Source organism: Amycolatopsis dongchuanensis, from assembly GCF_039542405.1.
Classification (GTDB): Bacteria; Actinomycetota; Actinomycetes; order Mycobacteriales; family Pseudonocardiaceae; genus Amycolatopsis_E; species Amycolatopsis_E sacchari.
The window spans coordinates 21210-35723 of sequence record NZ_BAABIB010000089.1; the positions used below are offsets into that span (position 1 = coordinate 21210).

General features: G+C 70.8%; 13 protein-coding genes. 9 read left to right on the plus strand and 4 right to left on the minus strand.

Features of this window, described 5'->3' with window-relative positions; all coding sequences use genetic code 11:
* Positions 1-205 precede the first annotated feature (205 nt).
* Together aceE and ABFX51_RS23970 are read left to right on the plus strand one after the other, a co-directional pair.
* Positions 206-3010, plus strand: a complete 2805-nt coding sequence (gene aceE / locus ABFX51_RS23965) for a pyruvate dehydrogenase (acetyl-transferring), homodimeric type (RefSeq protein ID WP_346055003.1) — start codon at positions 206-208, stop codon at positions 3008-3010.
* 61 nt (positions 3011-3071) lie between these two features.
* Positions 3072-4283 (plus strand): alpha-hydroxy acid oxidase, encoded by a 1212-nt coding sequence (locus ABFX51_RS23970; RefSeq protein WP_346055004.1) that lies wholly within the window; start codon positions 3072-3074, stop codon positions 4281-4283.
* A gap of 38 nt (positions 4284-4321) precedes the next feature.
* Here ABFX51_RS23970 and ABFX51_RS23975 read toward each other — a convergent pair whose 3' ends face one another.
* Positions 4322-4747: an Hsp20/alpha crystallin family protein gene (locus ABFX51_RS23975; protein ID WP_346055005.1), complete on the minus strand. Its 426-nt coding sequence runs from the start codon at positions 4745-4747 to the stop codon at positions 4322-4324.
* 221 nt (positions 4748-4968) lie between these two features.
* Between ABFX51_RS23975 and ABFX51_RS23980 the strand changes: the two genes are divergently transcribed.
* The gene (locus tag ABFX51_RS23980; protein WP_346055006.1) at positions 4969-6582 is read left to right on the plus strand and encodes an L-lactate permease; all 1614 of its coding nucleotides are present in this window, start codon (positions 4969-4971) and stop codon (positions 6580-6582) included.
* Positions 6583-6619: 37 nt separating this feature from the next.
* Complete coding sequence (locus ABFX51_RS23985; protein ID WP_091504427.1) at positions 6620-6895, plus strand: DUF1905 domain-containing protein; 276 nt, start codon at positions 6620-6622, stop codon at positions 6893-6895.
* Here the strand turns inward: ABFX51_RS23985 and ABFX51_RS23990 are convergent.
* Both ABFX51_RS23990 and ABFX51_RS23995 read right to left on the minus strand, forming a co-directional pair.
* Entirely contained in the window at positions 6876-7508 is a 633-nt protein-coding gene (locus tag ABFX51_RS23990) for a nicotinamide mononucleotide transporter family protein (RefSeq protein WP_091504428.1), read from the minus strand. The genes ABFX51_RS23985 and ABFX51_RS23990 overlap by 20 nt on opposite strands.
* A 334-nt stretch (positions 7509-7842) precedes the next feature.
* The gene (locus ABFX51_RS23995; protein WP_346055007.1) at positions 7843-8925 is read right to left on the minus strand and encodes an NAD-dependent epimerase/dehydratase family protein; all 1083 of its coding nucleotides are present in this window, start codon (positions 8923-8925) and stop codon (positions 7843-7845) included.
* A 113-nt stretch (positions 8926-9038) separates the two neighbouring features.
* On the opposite strand from ABFX51_RS23995, the gene ABFX51_RS24000 reads away from it, so the two are divergent.
* The 5 genes from ABFX51_RS24000 to ABFX51_RS24020 all read left to right on the plus strand — a co-directional run bounded on the left by ABFX51_RS24000 (position 9039) and on the right by ABFX51_RS24020 (position 13853).
* Positions 9039-10214, plus strand: coding sequence for a PucR family transcriptional regulator (locus tag ABFX51_RS24000; RefSeq protein WP_091504430.1), 1176 nt, complete (start codon positions 9039-9041; stop codon positions 10212-10214).
* A gap of 148 nt (positions 10215-10362) precedes the next feature.
* On the plus strand, positions 10363-11277 hold the full coding sequence (locus ABFX51_RS24005) for an ACP S-malonyltransferase (RefSeq protein ID WP_346055018.1): 915 nt from the start codon (positions 10363-10365) through the stop codon (positions 11275-11277).
* Positions 11274-12248 carry a beta-ketoacyl-ACP synthase III gene (locus ABFX51_RS24010; RefSeq protein ID WP_346055008.1) on the plus strand — a complete coding sequence of 325 codons (975 nt, stop codon included), beginning with the start codon at positions 11274-11276 and terminating at the stop codon, positions 12246-12248. Before ABFX51_RS24005 ends, ABFX51_RS24010 begins: the two co-directional genes overlap by 4 nt.
* A gap of 74 nt (positions 12249-12322) precedes the next feature.
* Positions 12323-12568, plus strand: a complete 246-nt coding sequence (locus ABFX51_RS24015; RefSeq protein WP_091504433.1) for an acyl carrier protein — start codon at positions 12323-12325, stop codon at positions 12566-12568.
* 37 nt (positions 12569-12605) lie between these two features.
* Positions 12606-13853: a beta-ketoacyl-[acyl-carrier-protein] synthase family protein gene (locus tag ABFX51_RS24020; protein WP_091504434.1), complete on the plus strand. Its 1248-nt coding sequence runs from the start codon at positions 12606-12608 to the stop codon at positions 13851-13853.
* 47 nt (positions 13854-13900) lie between these two features.
* Here ABFX51_RS24020 and ABFX51_RS24025 read toward each other — a convergent pair whose 3' ends face one another.
* Entirely contained in the window at positions 13901-14497 is a 597-nt protein-coding gene (locus tag ABFX51_RS24025) for a hypothetical protein (protein WP_346055009.1), read from the minus strand.
* Positions 14498-14514: the final 17 nt, after the last annotated feature.

A 14514-nucleotide genomic window follows, 5' to 3' on the forward strand; every position in this document is an offset into this window, starting at 1 on the left:
TTTCACCACGCGCGGAGAGCGTGACCTAGGGTGGAGAGGTCTCGCGCGCGTGCGCGCGTCTGCAGTATGCGAATCCGATCGCGGGACAGGCAAACGTTACCGCCGAGTAGCGATGACGGAGGCCCTGAAAAAGACGACGATGTCAGCAGGAACCCGCCGCCAAGCGGGTTCCTGGACGAGAAGTGACAACTGGCGAGGAGATCCCTTGGCCCCCCGAAACGACCAGGCCGCAAGCCCTGGTGCCCAGCCGGCACCGGCACGGGTACGCGTCATCCGCGACGGATTGGCCGCGCACCTGCCCGACATCGACCCGGAGGAGACCGCCGAATGGCTGGACTCCTTCGACGAGGCGCTCGCCCGTGGCGGACAGCAGCGGGCCCGTTACCTGATGTTGCGGATCCTGGAACGTGCCCGTGAGCGCAACGTCGGCGTGCCGCCGCTCACGGCCACCGACTACGTGAACACCATCCCCACCGAGAACGAGCCCTGGTTCCCCGGCGACGAGGAGATCGAGCGCCGCTACCGGGCCTACATCCGGTGGAACGCCGCGATCATGGTGCACCGCGCGCAGCGGCCGGGCGTCGGTGTCGGTGGCCACATCTCCACGTACGCCTCGTCGGCCGCCCTGTACGAGGTCGGCTTCAACCACTTCTTCCGCGGCAAGGACCACTCCGGCGGCGGCGACCAGATCTTCATCCAGGGGCACGCCTCCCCCGGCATCTACGCGCGCGCCTTCCTCGAGGGCCGCCTCACCGAGCAGCAGCTCGACGGGTTCCGCCAGGAGCTGTCCCACGCCGGCGAGGGCGGCGGCCTGCCGTCGTACCCGCACCCGCGCCTGATGCCGGACTTCTGGGAGTACCCGACCGTGTCCATGGGCCTCGGCCCGATGAACGCGATCTACCAGGCGCGGTTCAACCGCTACCTGCGCGACCGCGGCATCAAGGACACCTCCGACCAGCACGTGTGGGCGTTCCTGGGCGACGGCGAGATGGACGAGGCGGAGTCCCGCGGCCTGATCCACGTCGCCGCGGGCGAAGGCCTCGACAACCTGACCTTCGTCATCAACTGCAACCTGCAGCGGCTCGACGGCCCGGTGCGCGGCAACGGCAAGATCATCCAGGAGCTCGAGGCCTACTTCCGCGGCGCGGGCTGGAACGTGATCAAGGTCATCTGGGGCCGCGAGTGGGACGCGCTGCTGTCGGCCGACCGCGACGGCGCGCTGGTCAACGTCATGAACACCACGCCCGACGGTGACTACCAGACGTACAAGGCGAACGACGGCGCGTACGTCCGCGAGCACTTCTTCGGCCGCGACCCGCGCACGAAGGAGCTGGTCAAGGACCTGTCCGACGCCGACATCTGGAACCTCAAGCGCGGCGGCCACGACTACCGGAAGGTGTACGCGGCCTACAAGGCGGCGATGGAGCACCACGGCCAGCCGACGGTGATCCTGGCGCACACCATCAAGGGTTACGGGCTGGGTCCCTCGTTCGAGGGCCGCAACGCCACGCACCAGATGAAGAAGCTCACGCTCGACGACCTCAAGCTGTTCCGCGACGCGCAGCGGATCCCGATCAGCGACGAGGAGCTGGAGCGCGACCCGAAGCTGCCGCCGTACTACCACCCCGGCAAGAACTCGCCGGAGATCGAGTACATGATCGGCCGCAGGCGCGCGCTGGGCGGGTACCTGCCGGAGCGGCGCGGCAACCGCGCCAAGGCGCTCGTGCTGCCGGGTGACAAGGTGTACGAGGCCGTCCGCAAGGGCTCGGGCAAGCAGGAGGTCGCCACCACGATGGCGTTCGTCCGGCTGGTCCGCGAGCTGGCCAAGGACGCCGAGATCGGCAACCGGATCGTGCCGATCATCCCGGACGAGGCCCGCACGTTCGGCCTCGACTCGATGTTCCCGACCGCCAAGATCTACAACCCGCACGGCCAGACGTACACGTCGGTCGACGCGAACCTGATGCTGGCGTACAAGGAATCCGAGCACGGGCAGCTGCTGCACGAGGGCATCAACGAGGCCGGCTCGACGGCGTCGTTCACCGCCGTCGGCACGTCGTACGCCACGCACGGCGAGCCGATGATCCCGATCTACATCTTCTACTCGATGTTCGGGTTCCAGCGGACCGGTGACGGGCTGTACGCGGCGGCCGACCAGATGGCGCGCGGCTTCGTGCTCGGCGCCACGGCGGGCCGCACTACGCTGACGGGTGAGGGCCTGCAGCACGCCGACGGGCACTCGCTGCTGCTGGCGCACACCAACCCGGCCGTGGTGTCGTACGACCCGGCGTGGTCGTTCGAGATCGCGCACATCGTCAAGGACGGCCTGCGCCGCATGTACGGCGAGACCGGCCCGGACCGCAACGGCGAGAACGTCTTCTACTACCTGACGGTCTACAACGAGCCGTACCAGCAGCCGGCCGAGCCGGAGAACCTCGACGTGGACGGCCTGCTCAAGGGCCTGTACCGGTACGCCGAGGCGCCGCGGGGCGACGGGCCGCAGGCCCAGATCCTGGTGTCCGGCGTGACGATGCCCGACGCGCTCAAGGCGCAGCGGATGCTCGCCGACGAGTGGGGCGTGCGGGCCGCGGTGTGGTCGGCGACGTCGTGGTCGGAGCTGCGCCGCGAGGCCGTCGAGGTGGACCGCGAGAACCTGCTGCACCCGGAGGACGAGCCCCGCGTGCCGTACGTGACGCGGAAGCTGCAGGGCGAGCAGGGCCCGGTCGTGGCGGTGTCCGACTGGATGCGGGCCGTGCCGGACCTGATCCGGCCGTGGGTGCCGGGCGACATGATCACCCTGGGCACCGACGGGTTCGGCTTCTCCGACACCCGGCCGGCGGCGCGGCGCCACTTCCTGGTGGACGCCGAGTCGATCGTGGTCGCGACGCTGACCGGGCTGGCCCGGCGCGGCGAGGTCGACAAGGCGCAGGTCGTGGAGGCGACGCGGAAGTACCGCCTTGACGACGTGTCCGCGGCGGGCCCGCAGCTGTCCGACTCCGGCAACGCGTGATCGAAGGCGGGCGGGGCACCCGGCGGGGTGCCCCGCCCGTCCGTTTTCCCGAGGAGAGGTCTTGACGAAAAGGCGGCTGCCGAGGCCCGCGGAGCTGCGGGAGATCCTGCGGCCGAAGCCGTTCGTGGCGGACCCGACCGAGCGGCGGCTCACCGGGGCGCACACGATCGCCGATCTCCGCGCGATCGCACGCAGGCGGACGCCCCGTGCGGTGTTCGACTACGCCGACGGTGCCGCCGAGCTGGAGGACAGCCTGCGCCGCGCGCGGCAGGCGTTCCGCAGGGTCGAATTCCACCCGAACGTGCTGCGCGGGGTCGCCGACGTGGACACGAGCACGACGGTGCTCGGAAAGCGGTCGGCGTTGCCGTTCGCCTTCGCGCCCACCGGTTTCACCCGCTTGATGCACCACGAGGGTGAGCGCGCGGTCGCGCACGTGGCGCAGCGCGAGCGCATCCCGTTCTCGCTGTCGACGATGGGCACGACGTCGATCGAGGACGTCGCGGCCGCCGCTCCCGAGGCCCGCAAGTGGTTCCAGCTGTACGTGTGGCGCGATCGCGGCGCCGGGCTGGAGCTGATGCGCCGGGCACACGAGTCGGGCTACGACACGCTCCTGCTGACCGTGGACACGCCGGTCGCGGGTGCGCGCATGCGGGACGTCCGCAACGGCCTGACGATCCCGCCCACGCTGACGCCGCGCACGTTCCTCGACGGCGCGACGCACCCGGCGTGGTGGTTCAACCTGCTCACCACCGAACCGCTGAAGTTCGCGTCGCTGTCGGCGTGGGGCGGGACGGTAGCGGAGCTGATCAACAAGCTGTTCGACCCGACGCTGAACTTCGACGACCTGGCCTGGGTGCGCGAAAACTGGCCGGGCAAGCTCGTCGTGAAGGGCATCCAGAACTCCGACGACGCGCGGGACGTCGTGAAGCACGGCGCGGACGCGGTGGTGCTGTCCAACCACGGCGGCCGCCAGCTCGACCGCGCGCCGACGCCGCTGGAGCTGCTGCCCGCGACGCTGGACGCGCTGGGCGGGGACACCGAGGTGTGGCTCGACACGGGCATCCTTTCGGGCGGCGACATCGTGGCGGCGGTCGCGCAGGGCGCGAGCACGTGCCTCGTCGGGCGGGCGTTCCTGTACGGCCTGATGGCCGGTGGCGAGCGCGGCGTGCAGCGGTGCGTGGAGATCCTGCGCGCGGAGATCGTGCGCACCATGCAGCTGCTGGGTGTCCGCACGATCGACGCGCTGCGGCCGACGCACGCGACACTGCGCTGAAAAAAGGGCCCGGGCTGTTCGCCCGGGCCCTGCGTGCGTCAGTTGGTCAGCTGCTTGCGCTGCTCACCGCCGCTGATCTCGATCCGCCGCGGCTTCGCGTGCTCCGCCACCGGGATGCGCACCGTCAGCACCCCCGCCTCGTACGCGGCCTGGATGCGCTCGGCGTCCAGCGCCTCGCCCAGGTACAGCCGCCGCTCGAACGTGCCGTACGGGCGCTCGGCCACCTGGCGCTCGGCCGTGTCGGGGCGCTGCCGCTCCGCCTTGACGGTCAGCACGTCGCGGTCGACGCTGAGGTCGATCGCCGACGGGGCGACACCCGGCAGGTCGATCTGGACCAGGTACTCGTCGCCGGACCGGTACACGTCCAGCGGCATCCCCAGCGTGCCGGCGGTACCACTCCAGCTCCCCAGCACCTGCTGGGCCAGCCGCTCGAAACCGGTGAACGGATCCGTCCGCATCAGCATCGATACCACCTCCTGGAACTTCCTCTGAGCGGGTTCCCCGCACTCTTGACAACGACCGGCTCAACTTCTGTGTTCCCACCCTGCGCAAGTATGCGGCGAAAATCGCTCCTGGCCGCCCATCTCGGTGAGCGGAACGTCCGGCTTGACCCGGGACGCGAAGCTCCTCATCCTGCCCTAGCCCGTACGGAAAGCGGCTTCCGCATCGTGGAATCGAGGTCGGCATGTTCGTGCAGGAGCTCGCCCCGCTCGCCGGTTCGCTCGCGCTGTCCGCGCTCGTCGCGGTCCTGCCGCTCGCGACGGTGCTCGTCCTGCTGGGCGGGGTGCGCATGCGGGCACACCACGCGGCGCTGCTGGGGTTGCTGGTCGCGCTGGTCGTCGCCGTCGTGGTCTACCGGATGCCCGTCGTGCAGGCGGTCTCCAGCGGGCTGCAGGGCGCCGCGTTCGGCCTCTTCCCCATCATGTGGATCGTCGTGAACGCGTTGTGGATCTACCGGATCACGGTGCGCACCGGTCACTTCGACGTGCTCCGCCGCTCGTTCGGCCGGGTTTCCGACGACCCGCGCATCCAGGCCCTGCTGATCGCGTTCTGCTTCGGCGCGCTCATGGAGGCGCTCGCCGGCTTCGGCGCGCCCGTCGCGATCAGCTCGGTGATGCTCGTCGCGCTCGGCTTCACGCCCGTGCGCGCCGCCGTCCTCGCCCTCGTCGCGAACACCGCCCCGGTCGCGTTCGGCGCGATGGGCACCCCGGTCGTGACGCTCGCGCAGGTCACCGGCATCCCGCTGGACACCGTGTCCTCGATCGTCGGCCGCCAGACCCCGCTGCTGGCCCTGTTCGTGCCCCTGCTGCTGGTGATCATCGTCGACGGCAGGCGCGGGCTGCGGGAGACGTGGCTGCCCGCACTCGTCTGCGGCATCGCGTTCGGCGCCGTGCAGTTCGCCGCGTCGAACTACGTTTCCGCGCAGCTGGCCGACATCGGCGCCGCGCTCGCCGGGGCGGCGGCGCTCGTCGCGCTGCCCGCCACGCGCAAACCCGCCCGCGAGGAGGTGCGGGCCGCCGTGCTCACCGGCGTGGCAACAGAAACGCTGGACCGGCCCGAGGACCGCGGCGAGATCGTGCGCGCCTACCTGCCGTACGCGCTGATCATCGTGATCTTCTCGCTGGGGCAGGTGCCGCCGGTCAAGCGGCTGCTGGACTCGGTGACGTGGAAGTTCCACTGGCCGGGCCTGAACGTGGTGGGCAGCAACGGAAAACCGGTCTCGGGCAACACGTTCTCCCTGCCGTTCCTGAACACCGGCGGGACGCTGGTGCTGATCGCGGGGATCCTCACGGTCGTCGCGCTGCGCGTCGCCGCGCGGGACGCGGTGCGGGAGTGGGGCGCGACGGTGCACGAACTGCGGTTCGCGATCCTCACCGTCATGGGCGTGCTCGCGCTCGCGTACGTGATGAACCTGTCCGGCCAGACGACGACCATCGGGCACCTGATCGCCGGAGCCGGTGCGGCGCTCGCGTTCCTCTCGCCCGTGCTGGGCTGGTTCGGCGTCGCGGTTTCGGGCTCGGACACGTCGGCGAACGCGTTGTTCGGCGCACTGCAGGTGACCGCCGCGCACCAGGCCGGGCTGTCACCGGAGCTGCTGGCGGCGGCGAACAGCTCCGGTGGCGTGCTCGGCAAGATGATCTCCCCGCAGAACCTCAGCATCGCGTGTGCCGCCGCGATGCTGCCCGGCGAGGAGGGGACACTGTTGCGGAAGGTGCTGCCGTGGAGCCTGGGGCTGCTGGCGGTGATGTGCCTGATCGTCGTGGGCCAGAGCACGGTGCTCAGCGGAATGCTGCCCTGAGCGACGAGTTTCCGGCGCTCGCGCGGTCTGCACCGGCATGAGCGACCTGGACGAACGATTCACCGCGGAGTTGCGCAAGAGCCCGGCCAAGGGCGGCTGGACCTACGTCGTGCTCCCGGGTTCCGCCGAGCTGTTCGGCACGCGCGGCCTGGTGAAGGTGCGCGGCACCATCGACGGGCTGCCGTTCCGCGGCTCGTTCATGGCGCTGGGCGACGGCACGCACAAGCTGCCGGTCAAGGCGGACCTCCGGCGCGCGCTCGGCAAGGAGGCCGGCGCGCGCGTGGAGGTCCACCTCACCGAACGGCTGGGCTGACCCGCGCCTTCGCGCGCGTGGCGGAGCGGTTCCAGCTCCACCAGCCGTGGATCACCAGCGCCGCGAACACCACGTAGATCGCCGCGGAGAAGTACAGCCCGGAGGCGATCTGCAGCGGCACGCCGACCGCGTCGACGGCCAGCCACACCAGCCAGAACTCGACCAGCCCCAGCCCCTGCGCGGCGAACGCGACGAGGGTGCCGACGAAGATCGCGGCGTCCGGCCACGGCGCCCAGGACGCGTTGAGCGCGTCCAGGAGCAACGCCATCCCGACCGTGCCGGCGACGAAGACACCCACCATGCTCAGCCGTTCGGCGAGCCTGCCGCGGCGCACCACCACGCCGTACACCGGGTCCTTCCGGCGCGTCCACGCCCACCAGCCGTACAGCGAGATCAGCAGGATCGCCACCTGCCGCGACGCCAGCCCGCCCAGGTGGGCACTGGTGTAGACCGCGAACAGCAGCACGGTCGCGCCGACCTGCACCGGCCACGTCCAGAGCGTCCGCCGCTCGGCGAGGAACACCACAGCCAGGGCGCAGATCTGCCCGACCAGCTCGGCGATCGAGATCCACTGCCCGAAAACCGTCACCCCGTGCTCCAGCAAGAAGTTCACGTGGTCGTCAACCCCGGGAGCCCGGCCGGGATTCCCCGTCCGGGTCCGTCTCACGTCCTGGACGCCGCACGATCGGGTGAGCAGGGTAGCGGTGAAAGATCCACAAGGTCCATAGTGGACCTACCGGTGGGGACCGGGGAGATGAGGCCGCCCGGCGCAGCGCAAACCGCAAGCGCCGGGCGGCCTCGCATTTCCGCCTGTTCGCGCTTTCGCGCTCCCGAGCGGCGCGAGTCCGCGTATCACCCGGGGGCCGAGCCCCCGGACCCCCACGGTGCGAGCTCCTCCCGACCCGGCGTGGTGTTGTTGGTGAATTACCAGCATGCGATTTGGGGTTCTACTGGGCGTGGCCTCCGGAGAGGTTTGCGAAGACGCCGGTGTTGCCTTCGGCGGCGGGGATGAAGTCGTCCGCACCCGTGGGCTGTGCTTTCGCGGCGCCCACGCAGGCGCGGTAGTCGTAGGCGGGTTCGTAGCCCAGGTACTTCCGCGCCGCCTCGATGCTGATCTCCAGGTTCCACGTCAGGGGCAGCCGCACGGTCAGCGCCGGCACGCCGAAGACCTCCGAGACCGCCGCCGCGCCGTCGACCGACGACGTGGGTTCCGCCGCGGCGATGTTGAAGGCCCGGCCCACCGCTCCCGGCTCGGTGAGCGCCAGCCGGGCGCCCTGGGCGGCGTCACGCACGTCCACCATGCTCAGCGTCCACGGCCCGTCCGGGCCGACGAGGCTGACCGCGGTGTCCTCCGGGGCGTCACCGACCTGTTCGTCGAAGAGCTCGACCAGCTTCGGCTGCCCCTCGAAAAGCGGCCACAGGGTGTTCTTCCTGCCCCTCTCCTGCTGGAACCGCAGCCAGCCACGGCGATATCCCAGGCGATAAAGGGTGGCGGCTTCATCGGGACTGAGCACGGTGCCGAACCGCACTGTCGAAAACGGTATTTGAAACTGCTCGGCCCGGTTCCGCAGGATGATCTCGCCCAGCAGTTTGCTGGTGCCGTAGTAGTCGGCGGGCTCCTGCGGCAGATCTTCGGTGAGCGGGGTCGCCGGCGGCCTGCCGGGCCGGTACGTCGAGTCGGTGCTCGCCAGCACGAACCGCTCGAAATCCGGGGACTCGTGCAGCACTCCTTCGAGCAGGCGGAGGGTGCCGAGCGTGTTGACGTCGTAGAAGTCGTCGATGGGCAGGTCGCCGACCACCATGCGGGCCGCGAGGTGCACCACGTGCGTCACGCCCCGGCAAGCCTTGCTCACCGAGCGCTGATCACGCAGGTCCGCCTCGACCACCTCGGCTTCCGCGACCGAGGCGAGCTTCGCGGCGTGCGTGCTGCCGGGCGTCACCATCGCCCTGACCTCCCAGCCGGACGAAACCAGTTGCTTCGTCAGGTTCGCGCCCACCCGTCCAGCCGCACCGGTGACGAGAACTTTCATGCGGAGACCCTCTTTCGGACGAAGAATTCCGTCGTCAATTCCGGATCGGCCGTGCCACCCGCCGCGGCGCTGTTCAACGAGCTGATTATCGCCGCACGTACGATCGGGGCACCATGACGCAGTCTGCGAAGCACCACGGGCTTTCCGACAAGACGTTGCGGCGGTTGGACCGCGCGTCGGGGCGGTTGGCGTCCGCCAGTGTCGCCGCGATGGAGCGGCGCCTGCCGTGGTTCACGCGCCTGCCCGCGGACCAGCGTGCGAGCGTGCTGATGATCACCCAGACCGGCGCGGCGGGCTTCGTCGACTGGCTGCGCGACTCCCAGGAAGCCCTCAAGCTCACCAGCGACGCCTTCCGCAGCGCCCCGCAGGAACTGTCCCGCTGGATCAGCCTCCGCCAGGCCGTCGGGCTCGTCCGCATGGCCATCGAGGTCTTCGAGGACGAACTGCCCGCGTTCGCCGCCAACGACGCCGAGCGCGCGGCCCTCATCGAGGGCATCCTCCGCTACGGCCGCGAGATCGCCTTCGCCACCGCCAACTCCTACGCCGCCGCCGCCGAAGCCCGCGGCGCCTGGGACGCCCGCCTCGAAGCGCTCGTCGTCGACGGGATCGTCCGCGGCGACGCCGAGGAATCCGTGCTCTCCCGTGCCGCGGCGCTGGGCTGGGACCCGGCCACGGCCGCGACCGTGCTGGTCGGCAGCCCCTCCTCCGACGACCCGCCCGCCGTCGTGTTCGAGGTGCGCAGGCTGGCCGCCCGGCTGTCCCGGCCCGTGCTGCTCAGCGTGCAGGGCTCCCGGCTCATCGTCGTCGCGGGCGGGCCCGAGGAGGACCTGGGCAAGCTCGCCGTCGTGTTCGGCGAAGGACCGGTCGTCGCCGGGCCGACCGTCGCCGACCTCGGCGAAGCCCACCGCAGCGCCGCCGAGGCGCTCTCCGGGCTGCGCGCCGTCGTCGGCTGGCCGGGTGCCCCGCGACCCGTCCGCTCGGCCGACCTCCTGCCCGAGCGCGCGCTGTCCGGCGACGCCGAGGCCGAACGCCTGCTCATCGAGGAGATCGCCCAGCCGCTGGAGGACGCCGGCCCGAACGTCCTGCAGACCGTCGAGGCGTACCTGGAGTCCGGCGGGGTGCTGGAGACCTGCGCGAAAACCCTGTTCGTGCACCCGAACACCGTGCGCTACCGGCTGCGGCGGGCCACCGAGCTCACCGGCCGCAACCCGCTCGACCCGCGCGACGCGCTCGTGCTCCGCGTTGCACTGATGGTCGGCAGGCTTGCCCGTGCCCGCGGTCTCTGGTGACAGAACTCACGCGCCGCACTGCCCGAACCATACAAGACATTTCCCCCGCGACGGGCTGTGAGAGCTGGATCTTTGGAGGGTTCCTCCAAAAACGCGGCACGGACTTGGTGACCCCCGGCATCCCGGTCACGGCGAGCGGACGTGTTCCCTGGACACCGTGACAGCTCTCCTCGCCCCCGGACAGGGCTCCCAGGCCCCCGGTATGTTCACCCCCTGGCTCGAACTCGACGGCACGCGCGAGCAGCTGCGGCGCTGGTCGGAGCGCGCCGGCCTCGACCTCGTGCACCTGGGCACCGAGGCCGACGCCGAGACGATCCAGGACACGGCGATCACGCAGCCGCTGATCGTGGCGCTGTCGCTGCTGGCTTCCGAGCAGCTGTCCGACCTCCCCGCCGACGCGCCCGTCGCCGGGCACTCCGTGGGCGAGCTGGCCGCCGCCGCCATCGCGGGCGTGCTCTCCGCCGAAGACGCCGTCGCGCTCGCGGCCGTCCGCGGCGCCGAGATGGCCAAGGCCTGCGCGGCCGAGCCGACCAGCATGGCCGCCGTCATGCTCGGCGACCCGGACGAGGTCGTCGCCTGGCTGGAGGGTCACGGCCTCACCGCCGCCAACCGCAACGGGGCCGGGCAGATCGTGGCCTCCGGTGCCGCGGACGCGATCGAGCGCATCGTCGCCGAGCCCCTGGAGGGCACCAAGGTCCGCCAGCTCAAGGTCGCCGGCGCCTTCCACACCGCCTACATGGCTCCCGCGGAGGAGGCGCTGCGCGCGCACGCCGCGAACATCACCGTCTCCGACCCGGTGCGCCCCCTGCTGTCGAACGCCGACGGCCAGGTCGTCACCAGCGGCGCCGAGTACCTGGACCGCCTCGTCAAGCAGGTCACGCGCCCCGTGCGCTGGGACCTGACGATGGACGGCCTCGTCGGGCTCGGCGTCACCGAGACCGTGGAGCTGCCGCCCGCCGGCACCCTCACCGGGCTGGTCAAGCGCCAGCTCAAGGGCACCGTGACCACGACGGTCGCGCTGAAGACCCCGGCCGACCTCCCGGCCGTGAAGGAGGTCCTGTGACCAGGTTGCAGCTCAAGCAAGGCCCGGCCGCCACGCGCGTCCTCGGCGTCGGCAGCTACCAGCCGGACCGGATCGTCACCAACGACGACCTCTCCCAGCTCATGGACACCAACGACCAGTGGATCCGCGACCGCGTCGGCATCATCGAGCGCCGGTTCGCCGAGAAGGACGAGCTGCTGGTCGACATGGCCGTCACCGCGGGCCGCAACGCGCTCGCCGACGCCGGGGTGGACGTGTCCGAAGTGGACACCGTGATCGTGCCGAACTGCACCATGCCGGCCCCGATCCCCAACGCCGCGGCCCAGGTGGCCGACCGCATCGGGATCAAGGCCCCCGGCGCGTTCGACCTCAACGCCGCGTGCGCGGGCTTCTGCTACGGCCTCGGCGTCGCCTCCGACCTGATCCGGTCCGGCTCGGCGGGCAAGGTGCTGGTGATCGGCGCCGAGAAACTCACCGACGTGGTGGACCCGGTCGACCGCGCGAACGCGATCATCTTCGCCGACGGCGCGGGTGCGGCCGTGGTCGGCCCGTCCGACGAGCCGGGCATCGGGCCGGTGGCGTGGGGCAGCGCGGGTGACCTCGTCGACACCATCTACATGCGCGACCACCGCTACATCTATCAGGAGGGCCAGTCGGTCTTCCGCTGGGCGACCACGCAGATCGCGCCGATCGCCTTGCGGGCGCTCGAACTGGCCGGGCTCGAACCGTCCGATGTGGACGTGCTGATCCCGCACCAGGCGAACCTGCGCATCGTCGAGGCCATCGCCAAGCGGCTGCGCGCCAAGGGCGCCCGCGAGGACATGGTCGTGGCCGACGACATCCGCTACTCGGGCAACACCTCGTCGGCGTCGATCCCGATGGCGCTGGACCACATGCGCAAGGCGGGCACCGTGAAGAGCGGGGACGTCGTGCTCATGGTCGGTTTCGGCGCCGGACTGTCCTACGCCGGACAGGTCGTCATCTGCCCGTGATACCACTTACCCCGGCGGGCGCCCGCCCGCACGGGGTGATCGAAGCCCGGACAACCAGGAAAGGGAAACCAACAGTGGCGGACAAAGAAGAGATCCTCGCCGGCCTCGCCGAGATCGTCGAAGAGGTCGCCGGTGTCGCTCAGGACGACGTGAGCTCCGAGAAGTCGTTCGTGGACGACCTGGACATCGACTCGCTGTCGATGGTGGAGATCGCGGTGCAGGCCGAGGACAAGTTCGGGGTCAAGATCCCGGACGACGAGCTGGCCAACCTCAAGACCGTCGGCGACGCCGTGAACTACGTCGCGGCGAACGCCAAGTAAGCATTTCCTGAACTCGATTCCTCGGGGAGAGGTCCACATGAGCAACATCGACGTCGTGATCACCGGGCTGGGTGCCACCACGCCGCTCGGCGGGGACGTCGCGTCCACGTGGGACGGCCTGCTCGCCGGCCGCAGCGGCATCCGGCGCATCGAGGCCGACTGGGTCGAGCGGTTCGACCTGCCGGTGAAGATCGGTGCGACTCTCGCCGAGGAACCGACGGAGACGCTTCCGCGCGTGCAGGCACGCAGGCTCGACCGGTGTGAGCAGATCGCGATCATCGCCGCGCGGCAGGCGTGGGCGGACGCCGGGTTCACCGAGCCGACGGACGAGCACAGCGACGTCGAGCCCGAGCGGCTCGGCGTGTCCATCGGCACCGGCATCGGCGGCCCGGTCACCCTGCTGAACCAGGACGACCTGCTGGAGGAGCACGGCATCCGCAAGGTGTCGCCGCTGACCGTGCCCATGCTGATGCCCAACGGCCCCGCGGCTCACGTCAGCATCGAGCTGAAGGCCCGCGCCGGAGTGCACGCGCCCGCGTCGGCGTGCGCCTCCGGTGCGGAGGGCATCGCCAACGGGTACCAGATGATCCAGAACGGCCGCGCCGACGTGGTGGTGGCCGGGGGCGCGGAGTCCTGCATCCACCCCATCACCATCGCCGGTTTCGCCCAGGCCCGCACGGTTTCCACGAACAACGACGACCCCGAGCACGCGTCGCGCCCGTTCGACGCCGCGCGCGACGGGTTCGTCCTCGGCGAGGGCGCCGGTGTCGTGGTCCTCGAGCGCGAGGACCACGCGCGCGCCCGCGGGGCGAAGATCTACGGCAGGCTCGCGGGCTACGGGATCACCTCGGACGCCTACCACATCACCGGCAACCACCCGGAGGGCATCGGCCAGGTCGCGGCCATGACCAACGCCATCCGGATGGCGGGGCTGACCGCGGAGGACGTCCAGCACGTCAACGCGCACGCCACCGCCACCGTCGTCGGCGACATCGGCGAGGCGAACGCGATCCGCAAGGCCATCGGCTCGCACCCCGTGGTGACGGCGCCGAAGGGCGCGCTCGGCCACCTCGTCGGCGGCGCCGGCGCGGTCGAGGGCATCGCGACGCTGCTCGCGATCTACCACGGCATCGTCCCCGCGACGCTGAACCTGGAGAACCAGGACCCGAAGGTCGACCTGGACGTGGTGTCCGGTGAGCCCCGCAAGGGCGACTTCACCGCGGCCGTCAGCAACTCGTTCGGCTTCGGCGGCCACAACACGGCGCTGCTGTTCACCGCCGCGTAGTTGGTTCTCGAGAAAGGCCGGTTCCCCACGGGGGGAGCCGGCCTTTCTCAGCAGCGGGACATCTCGGGGGTCGTGTACCCGGCGACGGCGTCCACGCGCCAGTGGCCCTGCTCCAGTGCCACGGGCAGGCCGAGCTTCCAGTGCACGCAGGTCGCGTCGGGCAGCTCGGCGGGCGCGGCCGTCGGGTCCTGGATGCTCGTGAAGCCCACCAGCACGCGCAGGTCCGTGGCCGTGACGGCGTCGATCCGGTACACGAGGATGCTGCCGTCCTTCGTCGAGTCGTAGTCCTCCAGCCAGCTCGCGCGCGGTTTCGCCTGGATGCGGGCCCTGGTGACCGTGGTCTTCCACTGGTCGTAGTCGCGGCTGTTGATCGCGTCGAAGTAGGTCTGCAGCAGCTGGGAGATCACCGCGTGCTGCGGGTGCGCGGCGGCGTCGGGCGTGAGCTCCACCGTGCCGGGGCCGGGCTGTTCCGCCGCCGGGCGCGCGGTGGAACTGGGCAGCGCGATCACGGCGTCCGGCGTCGACTCGGGGAGGCGGTAGACCTCCCTCGCGAGCAGACCACCGCCGACCATCAGCGAGACGACCACGACCAGGACGGGCAGCAGCCAGCGCTGGGAACTCGGCGGTACCGGCACGGCTGACACAACGGCAGCGTAGTGGT

Bases quoted from the DNA above. Each gene is read 5' to 3' on its own strand.
- ABFX51_RS24000 (WP_091504430.1), top strand. From the start codon at position 9,039: ATGACGCAGTCTGCGAAGCACCACGGGCTTTCCGACAAGACGTTGCGG.
- ABFX51_RS23985 (WP_091504427.1), top strand. From the start codon at position 6,620: ATGAGCGACCTGGACGAACGATTCACCGCGGAGTTGCGCAAGAGCCCG.
- ABFX51_RS23995 (WP_346055007.1), bottom strand. From the start codon at position 8,925: ATGAAAGTTCTCGTCACCGGTGCGGCTGGACGGGTGGGCGCGAACCTG.
- ABFX51_RS23975 (WP_346055005.1), bottom strand. From the start codon at position 4,747: ATGCTGATGCGGACGGATCCGTTCACCGGTTTCGAGCGGCTGGCCCAG.
- ABFX51_RS23980 (WP_346055006.1), top strand. From the start codon at position 4,969: ATGTTCGTGCAGGAGCTCGCCCCGCTCGCCGGTTCGCTCGCGCTGTCC.
- ABFX51_RS24020 (WP_091504434.1), top strand. From the start codon at position 12,606: ATGAGCAACATCGACGTCGTGATCACCGGGCTGGGTGCCACCACGCCG.